The organism is Paenibacillus sp. FSL W8-0919, from assembly GCF_038003785.1.
GTDB lineage: Bacteria > Bacillota > Bacilli > Paenibacillales > Paenibacillaceae > Paenibacillus_AQ > Paenibacillus_AQ lactis.
Window position 1 is genome coordinate 5,811,833 of sequence record NZ_JBBOPV010000001.1, and the last position, 18,540, is coordinate 5,830,372.

14 protein-coding genes and 1 tRNA gene are annotated in these 18,540 nt (G+C 53.4%); 4 read left to right on the plus strand and 11 right to left on the minus strand.

The annotated features are described in order from the left end of the window. Window positions 1-9: 9 nt before the first annotated feature. The 7 genes from NST44_RS26420 to NST44_RS26450 all read right to left on the minus strand — a co-directional run bounded on the left by NST44_RS26420 (window position 10) and on the right by NST44_RS26450 (window position 12,525). Complete coding sequence (locus NST44_RS26420; RefSeq protein WP_213614208.1) at window positions 10-3,228, minus strand: alpha-mannosidase; 3,219 nt, start codon at window positions 3,226-3,228, stop codon at window positions 10-12. Between the two features lie 5 nt (window positions 3,229-3,233). Beyond that, on the minus strand, window positions 3,234-5,531 hold the full coding sequence (locus tag NST44_RS26425) for a glycoside hydrolase family 3 N-terminal domain-containing protein (RefSeq protein ID WP_007129520.1): 2,298 nt from the start codon (window positions 5,529-5,531) through the stop codon (window positions 3,234-3,236). Window positions 5,532-5,559: 28 nt separating this feature from the next. Next, a complete protein-coding gene (locus NST44_RS26430; RefSeq protein WP_034273797.1) occupies window positions 5,560-6,456 on the minus strand; it encodes a carbohydrate ABC transporter permease in 897 nt (298 codons plus the stop codon). Between the two features lie 54 nt (window positions 6,457-6,510). Next, window positions 6,511-7,440 carry an ABC transporter permease gene (locus NST44_RS26435; RefSeq protein WP_167324103.1) on the minus strand — a complete coding sequence of 310 codons (930 nt, stop codon included), beginning with the start codon at window positions 7,438-7,440 and terminating at the stop codon, window positions 6,511-6,513. A 149-nt stretch (window positions 7,441-7,589) separates the two neighbouring features. After that, complete coding sequence (locus NST44_RS26440) at window positions 7,590-9,071, minus strand: ABC transporter substrate-binding protein (RefSeq protein WP_007129517.1); 1,482 nt, start codon at window positions 9,069-9,071, stop codon at window positions 7,590-7,592. A gap of 126 nt (window positions 9,072-9,197) precedes the next feature. Further along, window positions 9,198-10,709: a response regulator transcription factor gene (locus NST44_RS26445; protein ID WP_007129516.1), complete on the minus strand. Its 1,512-nt coding sequence runs from the start codon at window positions 10,707-10,709 to the stop codon at window positions 9,198-9,200. Next, the gene (locus tag NST44_RS26450; protein ID WP_210095542.1) at window positions 10,702-12,525 is read right to left on the minus strand and encodes a cache domain-containing sensor histidine kinase; all 1,824 of its coding nucleotides are present in this window, start codon (window positions 12,523-12,525) and stop codon (window positions 10,702-10,704) included. Before NST44_RS26450 ends, NST44_RS26445 begins: the two co-directional genes overlap by 8 nt. Before the next feature lie 190 nt (window positions 12,526-12,715). On the opposite strand from NST44_RS26450, the gene NST44_RS26455 reads away from it, so the two are divergent. Both NST44_RS26455 and NST44_RS26460 read left to right on the plus strand, forming a co-directional pair. Further along, window positions 12,716-13,054, plus strand: a complete 339-nt coding sequence (locus NST44_RS26455) for a L,D-transpeptidase (protein ID WP_007129514.1) — start codon at window positions 12,716-12,718, stop codon at window positions 13,052-13,054. 116 nt (window positions 13,055-13,170) lie between these two features. Next, window positions 13,171-14,247, plus strand: a complete 1,077-nt coding sequence (locus NST44_RS26460) for an AI-2E family transporter (protein WP_007129513.1) — start codon at window positions 13,171-13,173, stop codon at window positions 14,245-14,247. A 102-nt stretch (window positions 14,248-14,349) separates the two neighbouring features. Here NST44_RS26460 and NST44_RS26465 read toward each other — a convergent pair whose 3' ends face one another. The 4 genes from NST44_RS26465 to NST44_RS26480 all read right to left on the minus strand — a co-directional run bounded on the left by NST44_RS26465 (window position 14,350) and on the right by NST44_RS26480 (window position 16,763). Continuing rightward, window positions 14,350-14,745 (minus strand): hypothetical protein, encoded by a 396-nt coding sequence (locus NST44_RS26465; protein ID WP_007129512.1) that lies wholly within the window; start codon window positions 14,743-14,745, stop codon window positions 14,350-14,352. A gap of 27 nt (window positions 14,746-14,772) precedes the next feature. Beyond that, the gene (locus NST44_RS26470) at window positions 14,773-15,459 is read right to left on the minus strand and encodes a uracil-DNA glycosylase (protein ID WP_028406163.1); all 687 of its coding nucleotides are present in this window, start codon (window positions 15,457-15,459) and stop codon (window positions 14,773-14,775) included. 130 nt (window positions 15,460-15,589) lie between these two features. Then, a tRNA-Leu gene (locus tag NST44_RS26475) sits at window positions 15,590-15,675 on the minus strand. A gap of 206 nt (window positions 15,676-15,881) precedes the next feature. Further along, window positions 15,882-16,763 carry a glycoside hydrolase family 25 protein gene (locus tag NST44_RS26480; RefSeq protein ID WP_210095543.1) on the minus strand — a complete coding sequence of 294 codons (882 nt, stop codon included), beginning with the start codon at window positions 16,761-16,763 and terminating at the stop codon, window positions 15,882-15,884. 191 nt (window positions 16,764-16,954) lie between these two features. Here NST44_RS26480 and NST44_RS26485 point away from each other — a divergent pair, with 191 nt between their 5' ends. Further along, window positions 16,955-17,722, plus strand: a complete 768-nt coding sequence (locus tag NST44_RS26485; RefSeq protein WP_028406164.1) for a polysaccharide deacetylase family protein — start codon at window positions 16,955-16,957, stop codon at window positions 17,720-17,722. Between the two features lie 173 nt (window positions 17,723-17,895). After that, a complete protein-coding gene (locus tag NST44_RS26490; protein WP_007129508.1) occupies window positions 17,896-18,492 on the plus strand; it encodes a TetR/AcrR family transcriptional regulator in 597 nt (198 codons plus the stop codon). Window positions 18,493-18,540: the final 48 nt, after the last annotated feature.

An 18,540-nucleotide genomic window follows, 5' to 3' on the forward strand; every position in this document is an offset into this window, starting at 1 on the left:
GTGTCGTTCCTAGTTCATAGTTCTAAATTTGATCGTTCGGATCTCGTACGGCTTAAATTCAAGCTTCAAGCTGCCGGCTTCGCAAACGATCGGTTCAAGCTCCTCTTCAAGCGCATTGGAAAGGTACGCCGCTTCATAAGCGTGAGGCCATTCAAGCCTCACTTCCTCCCGGCCTCCGGCTGATTCGTAGAGACGCAGAATATAACCGCTGCCGTCCTCTGCCGGCTTAACCGTATCCAGCACGACATGCACGCTTTCCAGCTCGATCCATGAATGAACCGGCGCAAGGGTGCCTTTCTTCGGACTCGTCTTCAAGCAAGGGAGCTCGTGATTCAGTTCGGCAGCCTTGCGTACAACTCCTGCTTGTCTCCAGTCTCCTTCATGCGGATAGAGCGAATAAGTGAATACATGCTCGCCCAGATCGGCCGTCTGATCCGGCCATTTCGGTGCTCTTAGGAGCGACAGCCGAATGGTGCTGTCCTGGATGTCATAGCCGTACTTGCAGTCATTGATCAAGCTGACGCCGTATCCATGCTCGGATACGTCCGCAAACCGGTGGCCGCACACCTCATATTGAGCCTGTTCCCAGCTCGTATTCCGGTGGGTCGGGCGTTCGATCGTGCCGAACAGGATTTCATAGGTCGCCTTGTCGGCCACGACGTCGATCGGAAAGCCGACCTTCAGCAGCTTGTGCGATTCGTTCCAGCTGACATGCGTCTGAAAATCGATTCGCTTGTCATGGTGATACAGGATCATGTCCTGCGTGATGACAGATTCATGGATGCGCCAGCTAAAGCGCAGCACGTCCTGAACGTCACCTTGATGTGCCAGCTGCTTTCCGATCAGTTCGGCGTCGCCGGCCGGCTGATCTTCATAGCGGGTATCGATATCCCACGCATCCCACAGCGTCGGACGGTCATGGAAGAAATGGAAGCGGTTCGCCGACTCGCCCGGCTTCACGATTTCACGCTGCGCTTCCTTGTCCCACAGACTCGTAATTTCGCCGCGGTGATTGAACCGGATCCGGTAATATTTCGTCTCCCAAACGTCGCCAAGCTGAATCTGCGCTATTGCAAGCGCCGAACCCGCATCTCCACCATCCGGTCCATCGTTCGGCTTGTCGTTCCGATCATCGTTCCGTCCATTGATCAAGTCATCATTCGAGCCTTCGCCGGATCCGCTAGCGCCGGTAGCCTTGAGCCAAATCGTTGTGTATCCAAAGCCCGGAATGGCGGGAACGTAAACATGCATGCTCTTCGGTTCTGCATCCGACTCCCCGGGGATCATATCGTACAGAAGCGGCGTTCCGTCCGCATCATGCGGCGCAAATCCGGCAAGCCCCTGATCCTCCGTCAAGGATATGACGGCATTCCGGGTCCATCCGAGTCCGTTAAATACAACGTAAGGGATTCCTTCCCCTTCGGTATTGATCTGTTCCGCTACCGCCTTCACAGCTGTATGAAGGCTTGTCTGTCCGAGCTTGAATACCTCTTTGTATTCCTTCTCCGACGTGACATATGATTCCGTTATCGCCGACCCCGGAATAATATCGTGGAACTGGTTAAGCAGAATCAGCTTCCAGCCTTCATGCAGCGCGCGGATCATGCCCTTGCGCTCGCCTGAATTCAGTGCAGGGAATGCCATGGTGCCCCACAGCTCCGCCTCCCGGTACAGGATTTCGGCTTTGCGGTTATGCCGCTTGTTGCGGGCATGCGTCGTGTACGTACCGCGATGGAGCTCAAGATACAGATCTCCCCGCCATTTCGGGAGCTTCGGCTGCCGCTCTTCGATACCATTGAAAAATTCCGCTGCCGTGCTGTACTTGCTGGCAGGCTGCCCGACCATCAGGTCGGCTCGCTGAATGTTCTCCAGCATCTCGCGGGTTACGCCGCCTCCGCCGTCGCCATGCCCGTAGAGCAGCATCTGCTCGGGATGAACGGCCTTCTGCCGGTAGGACTGCCAATGATCGTGCACGTCCTTCGGCAGCGTGTTCTCGTTCACGCCGTGATTCAGATAGGACAGCATCGGCGTTCCGTCAATGCCGACCCAGTGGAACAGGTCATACGGGAAAACGTTCGTATCATTCCAGCCGAGCTTCGTTGTCATGAAGTAACGGATGCCGCCATGCTTCAAAATCTGAGGCAAGGAGGCGCAGTAACCGAACGTGTCCGGGAGCCATTCGATATGCGAGCGTCTGCCGAACTCCTCCTGGTAAAAGAGCTGGCCGTACAGCATCTGCCGCATCAGCGACTCCCCGCTCGGAATGTTGAGATCGGGCTCGACCCACATTCCGCCGACAAGCTCCCAGCGTCCTTCCTTAATTCTGGCCTTCACCCGCTCGTACAGCTCGGGATCATGATCCTTCAGGAACTGATAGAGCAGCGGCTGGCTCTGGGCGTAACGATACTCCGGATATTCGTTCATAAGCGCATCGACCGTCGAGAAGGTCCGGCTCGTCTTACGCACCGTTTCGCGGACCGGCCACAGCCAGGCTATGTCGATGTGCGACTGTCCGACCATATGCTCGGTGCCCTCACTGTTCCCTCCGATGAGCTTGACCCTCCGGACAAGCTCCTGCTCCAGCTCGGTTACCGCGGCACCTTCCCGGATTGAGCCTTCATCCATGCTGACGAAGGCGTCCATGGACGCATGCAGCGCTTCCATAAGCCGGATGCGCCGCATATCGGACTCCGGCAGCAGCCTGAGCGAATCTCTCACGATGGTAACGGTGTACATCAAGCTTTGGACCGGCCGGTTCACCTTCACGAGCTGGCTTGAAACGCGCGTAATCGGCGGCTGAATAACCGCCTGCTGATTCAGCGGGTCAACCGGCTCCGGAATCGGATCGTACAGCTCGATTTCGAGCTCCATCCGGGTGCCCGTCCGCTGGGGATCAAGGGTGACAAAGGTATGGTTGCGATCCAGGCCTTGATAAGACGCTCCATTTACGCGCAGCAGGCCCTCACCGCCGGACTCGAATATAAGCCCTACCGTTCCCGCTTCCTCCAGCCACTCCTTCGGCAGCTCCAGTCTGCGGCGGAAGAAATACGTCGTTCCCTGCTTGCTCGGAAACCGATCGAAGTCCTCACCTTCCGTGTAAGGCGCCGAATTCTCGTACACCCCCGGCACCACGTAGGTGGACCGGGTGATGCTCCATTCTCTCAACGAAACGGATTCCAGCCATTGCCGCTCCGACAATTCGCGAATAAACCGTCTGATTCTTTCCATGGGCATCAGTCCTCCTGCACGGTCAAATCCGCGCTGAGCGTGTCGTTCACATGCTTTCCGACCATGACCCGGAACAAGCCGGGCTCAACGACGGGTTGATAGTTTTGCCCGATATACTGAAGCTGCTCGGGGCCGACAGTGAATTCGATTCGCTGTTTCTCACCGGGTTCAAGGTATATTTTACGGAAGCCCTTGAGCTCCTTGGCCGGTCTTGTAAATCGGCTTGCCGCATCATTAATGTATAGCTGCACGACTTCGGCTCCGGCTACGCTGCCGCTGTTCTCCACATTCACCGTGACGACCGCGGTTTCGCCCGTTCTAATCGTTTGCGGGGTCACCTGAAGATCGGAATACCGGAACTCCGTATAGCTGAGTCCGTAACCGAACGGGTATTGCGGCTGTGAATCCTCCTCAAGGTATCGCTTGCCGCGGGACCGCTTGCCGTTATAGTACACGGGAAGCTGCCCGACATGCTTCGGAATCGAAATCGTGAGCTTTCCGGACGGATTCACGTCCCCGAACAGAATGTCCGCGACCGCGTGGCCGCCTTCCTGTCCCGGATACCAAGCCTCCAGAATGGCATCTGCATGCCGGTCGATCCACGGCTCGGCAATCGGCCGCCCGTTGATGTAAACGACAACCAGACGCTTCCCAAGCTTGTGGATCTCCCGGGCCAGCTCCAGCTGGACGCCGGACAGCTGGAGCGTCATCCGGTCGATGCCTTCCCCGCAGTCCATATCGCTCCAGTCATTGCCGGTAACCTTGGAGGCACCTGTCCGCAGATCGATGGTGCCTTCGCCGAAATCGCGGGCGCTTGAGCCCCCGAGCACCAATACAACCGTATCGGCCTGCCCGGCGCAGGAAAGCGCCAGCTCGAAGCCTTCGCGGGAATCCCCGTTGATCCGGCAGCCGGGCGCATACAGCACGCGCCCTTTGTCCCCTCCAAGCTTCGCGCGGATGCCCTCCAGCACCGTTACGACGCGGGACGGAGGCTGAGGCGAGGTGTAATCCCCGAGCTGATTATAGCCCTGGTCGGCATTCGGTCCGATGACGGCAATAACGCCGTCTTCTTTGGAGAGCGGCAGCGTGCTGCCTTCATTCTTAAGCAGCACGATTCCTTCGGCCGCGAGCTGTCTGGCCATCTCCCGGTGACGGGAGCAGCCGATCACCTGCTCCGCCCGCGCCGGGTCAGCATAAGGATTTTCGAACAAGCCAAGCTTGAACTTCAGCGTCAATACCCGTCGCACAGCCTCATCCAGCACCGAAACGTCCAGCCGCTTCTCTTGGACCGCACGCTCAAGATACATGCCGAACATCTCGCCGGACATCTCCATATCGATGCCGGCCGATATCGCCGAAACGGCCGCGTCCATGCCATCCTCGGCCGTATCATGTCCCGCAGCCAGCATATTGATCGCGCCGCAGTCCGTAATGACCATGCCGTCGAAGCCCCACTCCTTGCGGAGCACGCCATCCAGCAGCTCCTCGTTCACGGTGCAAGGAACGCCGTCAATTTCGTTATAAGCCGGCATGATGGAGGCAGCGCCAGCTTCAACGGCCTTCTTGAACGGATACATGTCCACTTCCATCAGCTCGCGCGTTCCCATATGGACAGGGCCGGCATTTCTGCCGCCTTCCGAGCTTCCGTAGCCGACGAAATGTTTCAGGGTGGCTGCCACGCTGGCCTCTCCGTCAAGAGATTCGCCCTGCAGCCCTTCAACCGATGCGGCAGCGAATTCCCCGATCAGATACGGATCTTCGCCGAAGCACTCCTCCGTACGTCCCCATCTCGGATCACGCACGACGTCAAGCACCGGCGAGTACGTCACCGCCCCACCCTGGCTGCGCGTTTCAAGCGCTACGGCGCGGCACATCTCGCGATACAGCTCGGTGTTCCACGTGCTGCCGAGCGACAGCGGAACAGGGAATACCGTCGCCCCGATCGCCATATGCCCATGCGAGCATTCCTCCCCGATCAGGATCGGAATGCCGAGCCGGGAATGCTCGACCGCATAGCGCTGGATTTCGTTCACAGCCTCTGCTCCTTCACGCGGGGACAGGCCCGTATCCAGCGTGACGCCGGTCCATGGGTCGGCACGCAGCGTGCCGTATAAGGAACCGACGCCCCCTTCCTTCACCTGCTCCTTGAACGACTCGGCCAGCGTGATCTTGCCATCCTTCGACTCATACGTTTTCCAGCCGAAGGGCTGGACCAGCTGACCGACCTTTTCCTTCACCGTCATAAGGCTTAGTAGATGCTCTACCCGCTGGGCAATAGGCTTGCTGGGATCTTTATAACTCATCTTATCTCCTCCGCTCGCGTCCAGTAGTTTACTCTTTCACCGCGCCGATCGTCAGACCTTGAATGAAGTAACGCTGGAAGAAAGGATAGGCGAGAATGATCGGGCCCGTGGCCAGTACGACCATCGCCATCCGCGACGTATCCTGCGGCATGCTCTGAAGTGCAGCCATGCTCAGCGATGAATTTTGGGAATTTTGCAAAATGAACTGCATGCTGGTTTCGATCCGCATCAGCATCGATTGCAGCGGAACCAGATTCGGGTCATCGATATACAGAAGCGCATTGAACCAGTCGTTCCAATAGCCCAGTGTGCTGAACAGGCCGATGGTGGCCAAGCCCGGCAAGGACAACGGCAGCACCAGTTTATAGAATATTTTAAACTCGCTTGCACCGTCAATTTTTCCGGATTCAATGATGGCGTCCGGAACGCTCGTGCTGTAGAACGTACGGAGAATCATAATATAGAAGGCGTTCAGCGCCAGCGGCAGAATCAGCGCCCAGATCGTGTCCTTCAGGTTCAGCAGCTGGGTCGCCACGATATAGGTCGGCACCAGGCCGCCGTTAAACAGCATCGTGAAAAATGCGAAGAACGAGAAGAAATTACGGTATCTGAAGCTCTTGCGGGAAATGGCATAGGCATAGAGCGAAATAATGAACAAGCTGATCAGCGTGCCCACAACGGTTACGAAGATCGTTACGCCGTAGGAACGGAGCAGCGTATCCCCTGTTTGGAATACGTACTTGTAGGCTTCCAGGCTCCATTTTTCCGGCCAAATCTGATAACCGTTCCGCGCCAGCGACGCCTCGTCCGTGAACGAAATGATCATGACGAACAGGAACGGGAACACGCACAGGAACGAGAAGATGCCGGCGATCAAGTTGAACACAACGTTCCATCCGGTGGACAGGTGGTGGAAATCCTTCATCTTGCTTCTTGCTTTAAACACATTACATACCTCCTTCTTTGAAAGCTGCGAGTCTTAGAACAATGCGTTATCCCGGTCATATTTCCGTACGATATAGTTGGATACGAGGACGAGGATGAATCCGACAACCGATTGGTACAGGCCTGCAGCCGTACTCATTCCGATCTCTCCGGTCGTCTTCAGACCGCGGTATACATACGTATCGATTACGTTCGTTACCGAATACAAGGTTCCGGAATCTCTCGGCACCTGGTAGAACAGACCGAAGTCGGCGTAGAATATTTTGCCGATCGCAAGAAGCGTCAGAATGGTCATCAGCGGCTTCAGCATCGGGATCGTGATCGCCTTGATCTGCTGCCACTTGTTCGCGCCGTCAATCATGGCTGCTTCGTACAGAGACTTGTCAATCCCCATGATCGCAGCGAGATACACGACGCTGTTATATCCTACCGATTTCCACAAGCTGATCAGCGTCAGGAAGATCGGCCAATACTTGGCCTCGGAGTACCATTGCACCGGTTCCATGCCGAACCAGCCGAGAATTTGGTTGAGCATCCCTTTGTCCATGCTCAGGAAGCTGAACGCAAAGTATCCTACGATAACCCAGGACAGGAAGTATGGCAGGAACATGCCGGTCTGGTACACCTTCGCCAGACGCTTGTTGACGATTTCGGACAACACGATGGCCAGCGCCACCGAGAAGAGCAGCCCAAGAATGATAAAGACAAAGTTATACAGCACCGTGTTCCGTGTAATAATGTACGCATCGTTTGTGCTGAACAAAAATTTAAAGTTCTGGAATCCGACCCATTCGCTGTTTACGATACTGGCCCAAAAGCCGTCCCGGCTGAAGCGGTATTCCTTAAACGCAATAATCGTCCCGAACATGGGCAAATATGAGAATAAGAGGAACCACAGCGTCCCCGGCAAAACCATGAACAGCATGGCTTTGTTTGTCATAAGATTTTTGAAAAACTGTCCGATTGCTCTCACGCTTACCCCTCCTCGTGAAGTATGAAATGACAAAAGAAGGGCGGTCATATTCCGCCGCCCCGTCCAGTGTTTCGGCCCTTAAGGCCGGCCTGCCGCCCATCAAGGGGCGAACAGCAGGCCGGAAGGCCGAGGGAATTCTATTACTTGTTGTTTGCTTTCCATGCATCGATTTGGCTTTGCGCCTCGGCGATGATTTTATCCAGACCCGCAGCTTTCAGCTTCTCGTTCGCTTTAGGCAGGTACTCTTCAGGGTTAACCGTGCCTGTCATCAGCGGCGCCCAGAACTCTTCTTTTACGTTGTTGACCGCAGCGAGCTCTGTGGACACTTTGGTTGGGTCGAAGTTGAAACCAAGCAGCGGTGCAGGCTTACCGGACTCGTTGAACTTCTTGAACTCTTCCCATTTGTTCTCAGGATCTTCAGGGTTCAGGTACGTCAGCATGACGTTACCGAGGGAGAAGGTCGGCATGTCGTAGTTTTTCGACTCTGGCAGGTTCTCCATTACGTTCTCGCTAAGCTTCTTGTAGTGAACGCCTTCAATACCGGAATCCACCAGGTTGCGAAGATATACGTCGGTGTTGAGCAGGTTCAGGAACTCCATCGCTTTCTCAGGATGCTCGGAGTTGGCCGAGATCGCCTGCATGGAGCCCATAACGGACCAGTTGAAGATCGTGGCATCGCCGGCAGGCGTCGATACGACCGGATAGCCGTAGCTTTGGCTCCACAGGTTGTCCGCGAACGGCTGTGTAGCGGCACGGTCGGCGAACCAGTTGCCCGATGTCATCAGATCCTGCGTAGAAGTCGTTGTTGCTGCTTCAGGGGAGATGTATCCCGCTTTGTAGTACTTGTTCATCAATTTGAGCGTTTCCAACGTTTCCGGCATTTCAAGGAAGTTTACAACCTTCAGCTCTTCCTTGTCATCCAGGTAAACGGCCATCGGCATTTTCTCGATGATGTAGTCGAATGGAAGCAGTGGTCCGAAGTCTTTGCTGATCGCCAGCGGAACGACGTTCGGCTCGTTCTCCTTGATCGTTTTGAGCAGCGGCTCAAGGCTTTCCATCGATCTTACGTTGGAGATATCGAGATTGTATTTATCAAGCAGCGTTTTGTTGAAGCGCCATGCCTCTTGTGCTGGAAGCTCTTTGTTGGCAGGGATCGCGTAGTTGTGGCCATCGACCTTGGAGCCTTCCAGGAACGCAGGGTCAATCGTTTCTTTGATGCCTTTTCCATGGGTTTCCAGAAGCTCGTCGAGCTCAAGGAATGCGCCTTTACGCGCGTTTTGCACGTAATCGAATGCCCAGGAGCTTGTGAACAGGATGTCCATCGGTTCGCCGGATGCTGCCATAACCTGCATCTTCTGGTTGTAGTCACCGAAATCGATCATTTTCATGTCGATCGTAACGCCGATTTTTTCAGCTGTATATTTGTTGATCTCAGCTTCAACCTTGTCGACGTCCTTCTGCGGCGTTCCGATCGTGTACCAGATCAGCTCAACCGGCTTTTCGGCCGTTCCTTCAGTGCTGCCAGCGCTTCCTTCTTTCTTGCCTCCGCATGCCGACAACAGCATTGAAGCGGATAACAAAAGCGTCAGCGGCAAGAGCCATTTTTTCTTCGATTTACTCATGTGAATCCTCCCTTTTGAATCTCAGTATCTCTACACCATTAAGATTATCTGATGAAAGCAGTTTCATATAGGCGAAAAATTAAAGGATTACTGGTGAAAATAAAGAAAAAGCTCTGATTCGATCAATCAGAGCATTCCTCTAAAATCTCTTGGCGATACGCCAACGAATTTTTTGAATTGTTTATAGAAGTAACCGGTTTCCCAATAGCCCACCTGCTTCGCAATATCCTGGACTTTCATCGGGGTTGTCCGCAGCAGCTCCTTCGCTCTGTCGATCCGGTACCGGTTAATATACTCGGTAAAGCTGTCACCCGTCTCCTTATGGAATAGGTGGCCCAAATAAACGGGATGAATGTGGTACTGGGCACCGAGCACCTTGAGGGACAGATCCTCATTGTACCGCAGCTGGATATGATGAAGAATCTGCTGGATGACCGGACTCTTCACATCATTCGTAAGCGAATCGACGAGACCGCCGACTCCGCCCTTGACGGCCGCGATCAGATCATCGATCGAGATGGACTCCATAATTTCATGGACCGTATTCTTCACAAAATCGGGTGCAGCGGTATATTGAATATCGTTCAGCTCCAGCTTGAGCCGAATGACCATCTCGACAGCAATGCTCTTCAAAATTGCCGGATTCATTCCCTGCGTGTGACGGAGCCCTTCAAAATCCGTGTCGATCAGACGGAACAGCGTATCCTTATCCCTTGCCGCGATGCCCTTGGCATACTCCGGCCACTGCACGTTATAAGATTCGGAGGCCTCTCCTTTCTTCAGCTGAACATCCACGTAGTCCACATAAGCCGGCTGCTCCAGCAGCAAATAGTATTCCTGCGCCTCCTTGGCATGGAGATAGCTGTCCGGGTAATTTGCGCCGAGGCTTTGCACGCTCCCGAGCGAGATGCAGATTTCCTCGTCGTAGCATTGCTCCCGCACCTGCTGAAGCAGCCGGACCGCCCTTGCCTTTTCCGTATCCGGGTCTCTCATCATGAAGATCAAGACATGGTCCCCGTCATTGTCGCGGAAGTACATCACGCCCTGTTCCCGTTCCATCAAATCGCGAAGCATCGTCTCCAGCGGAGGGAAATCCGCCCTTAGGATGGATACCATCAGGTAAGGCATATTCAGGTTCAAACCGAGCAGGGTTGCCCGCTCGTTTAGCTCCTCCGGCTCGATGCGATCCGTAATCCAGCGATACAATATATTGCTTCGCAGGATGTTCATATCATATTCGTCAAGCCGCATCTCCCTGCGGGCGTTGTTCATCTTGTCGATCGTGCTGGCAATCGTCTCCTCCAGCTCCTTCAGATTGATCGGCTTCAGCAAGTAGTTTTCGATGCCGAGCCGCATCCCTTCCTTCAAGTAAGCGAAATCGTCAAAGCCGCTTAGGATGATGACTTTCAGATTGCGATTGAGCTTTCTGGCCTCCTCGATGAGCTGAAGTCCGGTCATGACGGGCATGGATATGTCCGTGATCAGGATGTCGACCGGGATAATCATCATTTTGTCCAGCGCTTGGCGCCCGTTCTCCGCATGCCCTACAATCTCAATTCCATACTTCGACCAATCCACGACATCATATAATCCTTCAATAATAAACGGCTCATCATCGACGATAAAAACTTTATACAACTCGGTTCAGCTCCTCTTCTGTAACCGGAATACGGATCGTTACGACCGTACCTTCGTCCGGCTCGCTTTGGATGTCCACTTCGTAGGCTTGTCCATACGTCAGCTTCAAACGATCGTTCACGCTCCGCAGACCGAATGACTCCCCGCTCGATTCGGCCAGCGCAAGCCGGGATCTGATCTCCTCGAGCTGCTCCGGCTCTATTCCTTTACCGTTATCCCGAATCTCGATCCAAATCTCCTGATCCTTCAGCTCCGCGGATATTGAGAGGACATTGTCGTCCCGCTCGCTCCGGAGGCCGTGGACAATATAATTTTCGATCAGCGGCTGCAGCGACATTTTGATCATCGGCACATCCTTGATCTGCTCGTCACAGTACATTTTATAAATGTATTTGTCCTTGTACCGTATGCGGAACAGCTCCAGATAGAGCCGGCATGCCTCCAATTCATCCTTGAGCGTGTATCTGGTTTTATGCTGAACGATATTCTTGAACAGCATAGATAGGCTGTAGATCATGTCCCCGACATCCTGAGCCCCTTGCGACAAGGCCCTCATCCGGATCACTTCAAGCGTATTGTATAGAAAATGCGGATTGATTCTCGCCTGCAGCGCCGACAGCTCGGCGTTCTTCTGGTTGATCTCGGCTTTATAGACCTGGTCGATATACCTCGTCAGCTTGTCTAGCATTTCGTTGAAGCTGCTGGAAATCTGTCCGAGCTGATCCTCCTTCGCATCCTGGATCCGGGCCACAAAATCGCCCTTCTCGACCTTGCGCATGAACCGGATGATGTTATTGGTGCGCTTCGAGTAGTTGACGATCATGAGCGACGGAATGGACACGGCAACCACAATGCACAGCAGCGCCGTCGCAATGATCGTGTTCCGCAGTCCTTCGAAGGCACCGGCAATTTCGCGTTTGGGCGTAATGCCGACGACCGTGTATCCCGCTTGACTGTGCACGGCTGTGGTCACATACGATTCCTCTTCCAGCGCAGCGGTATCTTTCACTTTCCCCAATTGGTCCGTGTAAGGATATTTCTGTCCGTAATATTTTCCCGAAGAGTCGAACATGACCTGGCCGTCCCCCGACAGGATCATGACATAGCCCTTCATCTCGGTTTCATTGCTTCGCAGGACCTTATCCAGCGCCTCTGTCCGATACAGCACAAGCAGCTGGCCCAGATTCTTGTACGTCGTCATGTCATTGATCGGACTGCGAATGGATATCAAAGGCACGCTGGCATCTCCGGTCAGCTTCCGCAGCCACAGATTCGGCAGCGTGACGCTCTGGGTCTCCATCGCCATCACATCAGGAATATAGGATCGCGTAGCGTTGGCTTGATATAGCCGGGTCATGCTACCCTGCTTGTAGACGTATACATACTGCTCCTCGGCACTGTACAGCATGATGTTCTGGATATCCGGATCATCGTCGAGCCTCTGCTTGAAGTATGCCAGCACGCTGTCCGTATTGGACTGGGTGCTGTCGACGATCCGGTCCATCCGCTTCGCCATATACTCGTTAAACGAACTCATGAGGAAATAGGAAGCGTCCAGACCGAGCGAGCTGTTCCGGTACAGCTCATTAACATAGGACTGCACGTTCTCGTACTTTTGATCGACATACCGCTCGACCCGCTCCACAGCTCCACGCTGAACGTCCAGCTCGCTGCGGACAGCAGACTGAAACAAGAAATAGTACATTAAATAAGATAAGGCCACGATCGTAATGACCGCAATCACGGCGATCAGCAGCAATATTTTGGTGAACATATTGTTTTTAATATATTTCCGGTACAATCCTGCAGGAGACATGAGGTGATCCCCTTCCTGTGAAATTAGCGCCTTTGCATGGTCTATCTGTACTTACTATAACATCGGCAGGGAAAGCGCAATAATTGAAATATTCGCCAATTCGGTGAAGTCAGCATTTGCCTATTTTGGGGCTTCGAGGGGCGGATGCACCCTTGCTCTCATAGCATGATCAGAAGAAAGGAGAATGCTGATGCCGAAATATCGCATTATCGTGGATATATCCGATTACCGGCTGCATCTGCTGGACGGAGATATCGTCGTGCATACGTACCCGGTGGCTCTCGGAAAGCTGGCAACCCAGACGCCCCCGGGCAATTATACGATCGTGAACAAGCAGCCCAATCCCGGCGGGCCCTATGGCGCCTACTGGCTCGGACTGTCCAAGCCGCATTACGGCATCCACGGGACGAACGATCCCTCATCCATCGGCAGATCGGTTTCCCACGGCTGTGTGCGTATGTATAACAAGGATGTGCTTGAGCTCGCTTCCCTCGTGCCTGTCCATACCCGTGTCACCATTCGAAAATAGCTTACGAATAACAAGCGGCAATCCTCCGATGATTTCAAATCCCGCCAAATGGGTTAAATACAACTGTTAAACGGTACTTTACCTTAACTATTATTCGCCGTTATGGAGGGATTGCCATGATGCAGAGCAAATATTTTCGTACATGCCTCGGTATAATCGCCCTGCTCTTGATCATTTACTTGGGCTCCAAAGTCAGCTTCCTGTTCCGCCCGATCGTTTCCATGTTCAATATGCTGATCTTTCCGGTGGCAATCGCCGGCTTCTTCTACTACCTGCTTAGGCCGATTGTGGACTACCTGGAACGGCGCAAAATCAAACGATCGATCGGCGTGCTCATGCTGTACTTCGTATTCGCCGGCCTGATGGCCATCTTCGGCATCGTCGTATGGCCGACATTGCGGGAGCAGATCGAGAATTTCATCAGCCATATGCCGTTTCTGGTCGAGGACATGCAGGATCAGCTTGACCAGCTGCAGCAGGCGCCGTACTGGTCCCGCTTTATCCCGACCGAATCGGAGCTCGCGACATCCTTGACCGAATACATGAACCGAATCATTAATTGGGTCAGCAATTCTGTCAATCATCTGGTTACCGTTGTGTCCAGCGTGCTTGTCATCATTGCAACGATCCCGATTATTCTGTATTACATGCTGAAGGAAGGCGGGAAGCTCCCCCCTAAACTGCTCAGCGTGCTGCCAAGACGCTACCGGCGCGACGGGCAGGAGGTTCTCGTCGAGATCGACGGCGCGCTCAGCAGCTTTATTATCGGTAAAGTGATTTTGAATCTTATTCTGAGCCTGCTCATGTATATCGGATTTTTGATCATCGGTCTTCCTTATTCGCTGCTCTTGACGGTCGTTTCGTTCTTCCTGAATTTCATTCCATACATCGGCGCGGTGCTTGCAAGCATCCCCGTCGTCATTATCGGGTTTATCGAATCGCCCTCCATTGCCATCTGGTCCCTTGTCGTCATTATTATTGCTCAACAGATTCAGGATAATATTTTGACGCCGGTGATCTATGGCAAGCAGCTCGATATCCATCCGCTGACAACCATTGTTCTTATACTCGTCGGCGGCGACTTCTTCGGCATCCTCGGCATTCTGCTCGCCATCCCAGCCTATATGATCATCAAGATCATTGTGGTGCGGATTTATGAAATGTTCTTGGCCGAGAAAGTGGATGAATTATAGAGCCCCGCGCACGCAAAAAAAGATGTCCTCAGGTCTTATTCCACTTAGGAAATCAGGGCCTGGGGGACATCTTTTCGTTTCATTTCGTAATCTGCGTACCGCTTACGCGTTGCCCCGGAGAGAGCGGACAACGAAGTGATGCTCGTCCTTGCGGAGCCGCTGTCCGCTTGTGAGCGTCACGGTTTCCTCGTCATGGGATGCGAGAACGGCCTTCGGATGGATCAGCCGGTTCCCTCTCCACACCATGACGCATGATCCGAAGTATACGGCATTATCGAATTGAATGGTATGATGCACCGAATACCCGATGGAATTCAACACCGGATAAGCTGTTTTGGGCATGATACGGTGAATGGCGCGAAACGGAATCGCGAGCTCGTCCGGTCCAAGGATCGCCTTCTCCTGCACCGGATCCCACCCCTTCAGAATGCCTTCCACCGTCGTTCTGCCCCCATCTAAACGCTCAATGACTACATGACGGCCAATCCAATGCTTCATGAAGGTCACCTCTTCATCTCTTACGGATTATTCATCCCCAATGTCCGTGGTGCTAGGAATGACCCAATCGACCGGGGCCATCCCGTGCTGGATTAAATATGCGTTTGAAGCTGAGAATGGACGGCTACCGAAAAAACCTTTACGTGCAGCAAAGGGGCTCGGATGGGCGCTCTCCAGAACGAGGTGCCGGCTTCGGTCGATAAACGCCCCTTTCTTCTGCGCATAGCTTCCCCAAAGAATGAAAACCGTTGGCTGCTCCCGTTCATTCAATTTCGAAATGACCGCGTCCGTGAACTGTTCCCAACCTAGCCCTTTATGGGAGTTGGGCTCTCCTTCCTTGACTGTGAGCACGGCGTTCAACAATAGAACGCCCTGCTTGGCCCAAGCGATCAGGGATCCATGATCCGGAATCGGGGCATCCAGATCGGCTGCCAGCTCTTTGTAAATGTTGCGCAGTGATGGGGGGATTGTAACTCCTGGCCGGACCGAAAAGCTAAGTCCTTGCGCCTGTCCCCGTCCGTGATATGGATCTTGTCCGAGAATGACCACTTTGGTGGACTGATATGGCGTCTCCTGAAGAGCACGAAAAATTTCATCCCTCGGCGGATAGACCGTATGCAGCCGATACTCCTCGTCGATCCGTTCAAGCAGTTCTTTGAAATACGGCTTGTCCGTCTCTTCCTGCAGGATCAGGTCCCAATCATTATTAAACAACCGCATGCTCCTACTCTCCCTACATCCCTGGGCTGGACTTCGAAATATGTGTATGGGTATCTTAAAAAATAAGCCGGCACCCTGCAGGGGGCCGACTTATTCTCATAAATACTCGGGCGTTGAGTCATAATGCCGAGGACGGGGGTCGAACCCGTACGGTAGTCACCTACCGCAGGATTTTAAGTCCTGTGCGTCTGCCAATTCCGCCACCCCGGCAAATATTGCTGCGCTGTCAAGCGATTTAACTTCGCTTAATGCCGAATCACCGCATGGGATTCATGCCGAACAACGGAAGTTTCATACATTATTCGTGCGAGTTTTTCGTCTCAGCGACAAAAATGATAATACCATGCCTAACCATATGATGTCAATATATGAACTCTATTATTTTACGCATCACCTGCTTTTCAACGATGTTTTCCTTATAATATGTCTGTTCCCCGTTTAAGCGACTCGATGCGTCTCTCCTGTGCCTCAATCCGCTGCCGCAGCTCGCGCAGCAGCCGGTTCACCAGAACGGCTGCCTCTTCACGCGTCATCGGGTCACCGGGACGGGCATCGTCGAAAAAGCCGTTCTCCACCGCTTCCCGCCAGCTCGCTTCAGCCCAAGGACTGACTTCACGAATCCCTCCAAACGAGCCTGCCGCGCCATTTCCAGTGTTCCCCTGGGAGGCGTACGCTTTCAGATCTGACAAGGTGCCGGCATAAACATTGAGGTCGACCTTTCCCGTTATGCCGTTAATCCGTCCGGAATCGGTGTATTGCCAGAAGGTCCACTTGTTCCAAGCGGGACGGTCATCCGGGACTCGGGTTTCACTGTACCTTGCAATCCACAGGTCATACCTGCCCAAAGACTCATCGAAATTGGCCGCAAACGCGTTGCCGGTATATAGAATGGGCTGCCTTCCTGTCAATCGTTCCACTTCTTCAAGGAAGGCAGCGGCAGCTTGATTGATGGCTGCGCGGCTGATCCCTGCCGGATTATTCTCATAATCAAGCACCGGCGGGAGATCGAACCAGGCTAGCGGGCCTGCTTTTTTCATCGTTTCCACAAAATGCTTCGCCTCCTGCCTTGCCGCCGCAGCGCTCGCCGCCCCTAGAAAATGATAGGCACCGACCAGCAAGCCCGCGGCCTTAGCTCCCTGCACATTTTCTGCAAATTTCGGGTCCTCCAGCGAGCTCCCTTGAGAGGCCTTGATGAAAACAAATGATATCCCAGCTTCCCGAACCTGCTTCCAATCAATGCTTCCCTGCCACCGGCTTACATCGATTCCTCGCGCATGCGAAACGCTTCTGGATTGCATCGGTCATCACTCCTTCTCTCCTATTACCATATGCTGAAGCACCGGATAGGGCGAGCACCATTCGGGATTTTTTGCCGCCGGGTTATGACGGGTGCCGGAATATTTTGAGCAGATTCTCCAAAGGATAAGGAGGAATTGCAGCCCGCTGCCAGATGCCAAGAATACATGCATAGAAAAGGAAACGGGACATCATGAACAGACAAGCCATTGCTTTACTTCTAACCTTGATCGCAGCATTCGGCGTTATTCACGGTCATGCCGATGCCAATCAAATGCCTTCCTCGGCCAAGAAGAGGGATTACTACGAGGAGCGCGGCGATATTGTATGGGAGGTGCCGACCAGCAATAAAGTAATCGCCCTTACCTTTGACGACGGCCCTGATAAGGAGCATACGGAACAAATTCTCAACCTGCTCAAGCAGTACGATGCCAGAGCGACATTTTTCGTGGTGGGCAGCCGCGTCGAGAAGCATCCCGAAATCGTTGCCCGTGCGCTGGATGAAGGTCATGAGATCGGCAACCATTCCTACTCCCATCCTCCGTTCTATAATATTGGGGCAGATGCCTTGAGGAAGGAATTGACCAAGACACAGGATGCCATTTATCAAGCGACGGGGATCCGCTCTGTCTTGTTTCGCCCGCCCGGAGGACGATATAACGATGCAATCGTCAGCGCGAGCAAGGAGGTCGGAATGCTTACCGTCCTGTGGTCCTGGCATCAGGATACGCTGGATTGGCGTAAACCTGGCGCGAATGCCATCGTGCGGACAGTTTTGAAGAACGCCCGCAACGGCGACATCGTACTCATGCATGATTTCGTACCGGGCAGCGACCAGACGGTCGAAGCGCTCAAAAAGATTCTGCCGGAGCTTAAGGAACGGGGCTTTTCGTTTGTTACTGTAACCGAGCTGTTGTCCTACCACGAAAAATCGCATAAGCATATTGAGGTAAACCATTAAGTCCAAGGACGATATGCCGCAATCCGTGACGCTGCCATCCATGATGGCGGTTTTTTACATTCGGGACGCTGGCCGCACACTTTTCTCTTGAATGTCCCCGTACCTCGTGATAAGATACAGAACGAACGTTCAGTATAATAAAATAATCGTTGAATTCATACAGGGAGGCGCCAATGAACAAAAAGCAGCAGCAAAGCGAAGATACCAAGCGACGGATTGCGGAAGCCGCAAAAGCCCTGTTTATGCAAAAAGGATATAAATCCACGTCCATCGAGGATATTGTTGACGCGACCGGAAGCAGCAAAGGAAATATCTATTATCATTTCAAGAGCAAGGAAGGCCTCTTTCTTCATCTTATAGAGGAATGGGACTTGGAATGGTTTCAGAAATGGATGAGCACGGAAGAGCAGTACACGACCACCATGGATAAACTGTTCCGCATGGCGGAGCAGCTGGTGAAGGATGACCTTAACCATCCCTTCACCAAGGCGCTCGATGAATTTATAACGAATAATGAAGCTGCGACCGAAGACGTTGAACAGAAGATTTCCGATATTTTCAATAAGCGGCTGGAATTCAATCAACAATTGCTGCTGCAGGGAATTGAGTCGGGCGAGTTCGAGAAACATAATGTCGAGCATCTGTCCATCATTTTCGAAAGCCTGCTCGCCGGCTTGTGCCAGTTAACCCGCATCACCAAGCTGTCCGACGCGCTTCCGGTATATCACTCGGCCATGCATGTATTTCTGCACGGAATTGCCAAAAAATAGCTCTGCCGCTGCGGCGATCCGTCAAACAGGCGGGCTGCTTCCCCTGTC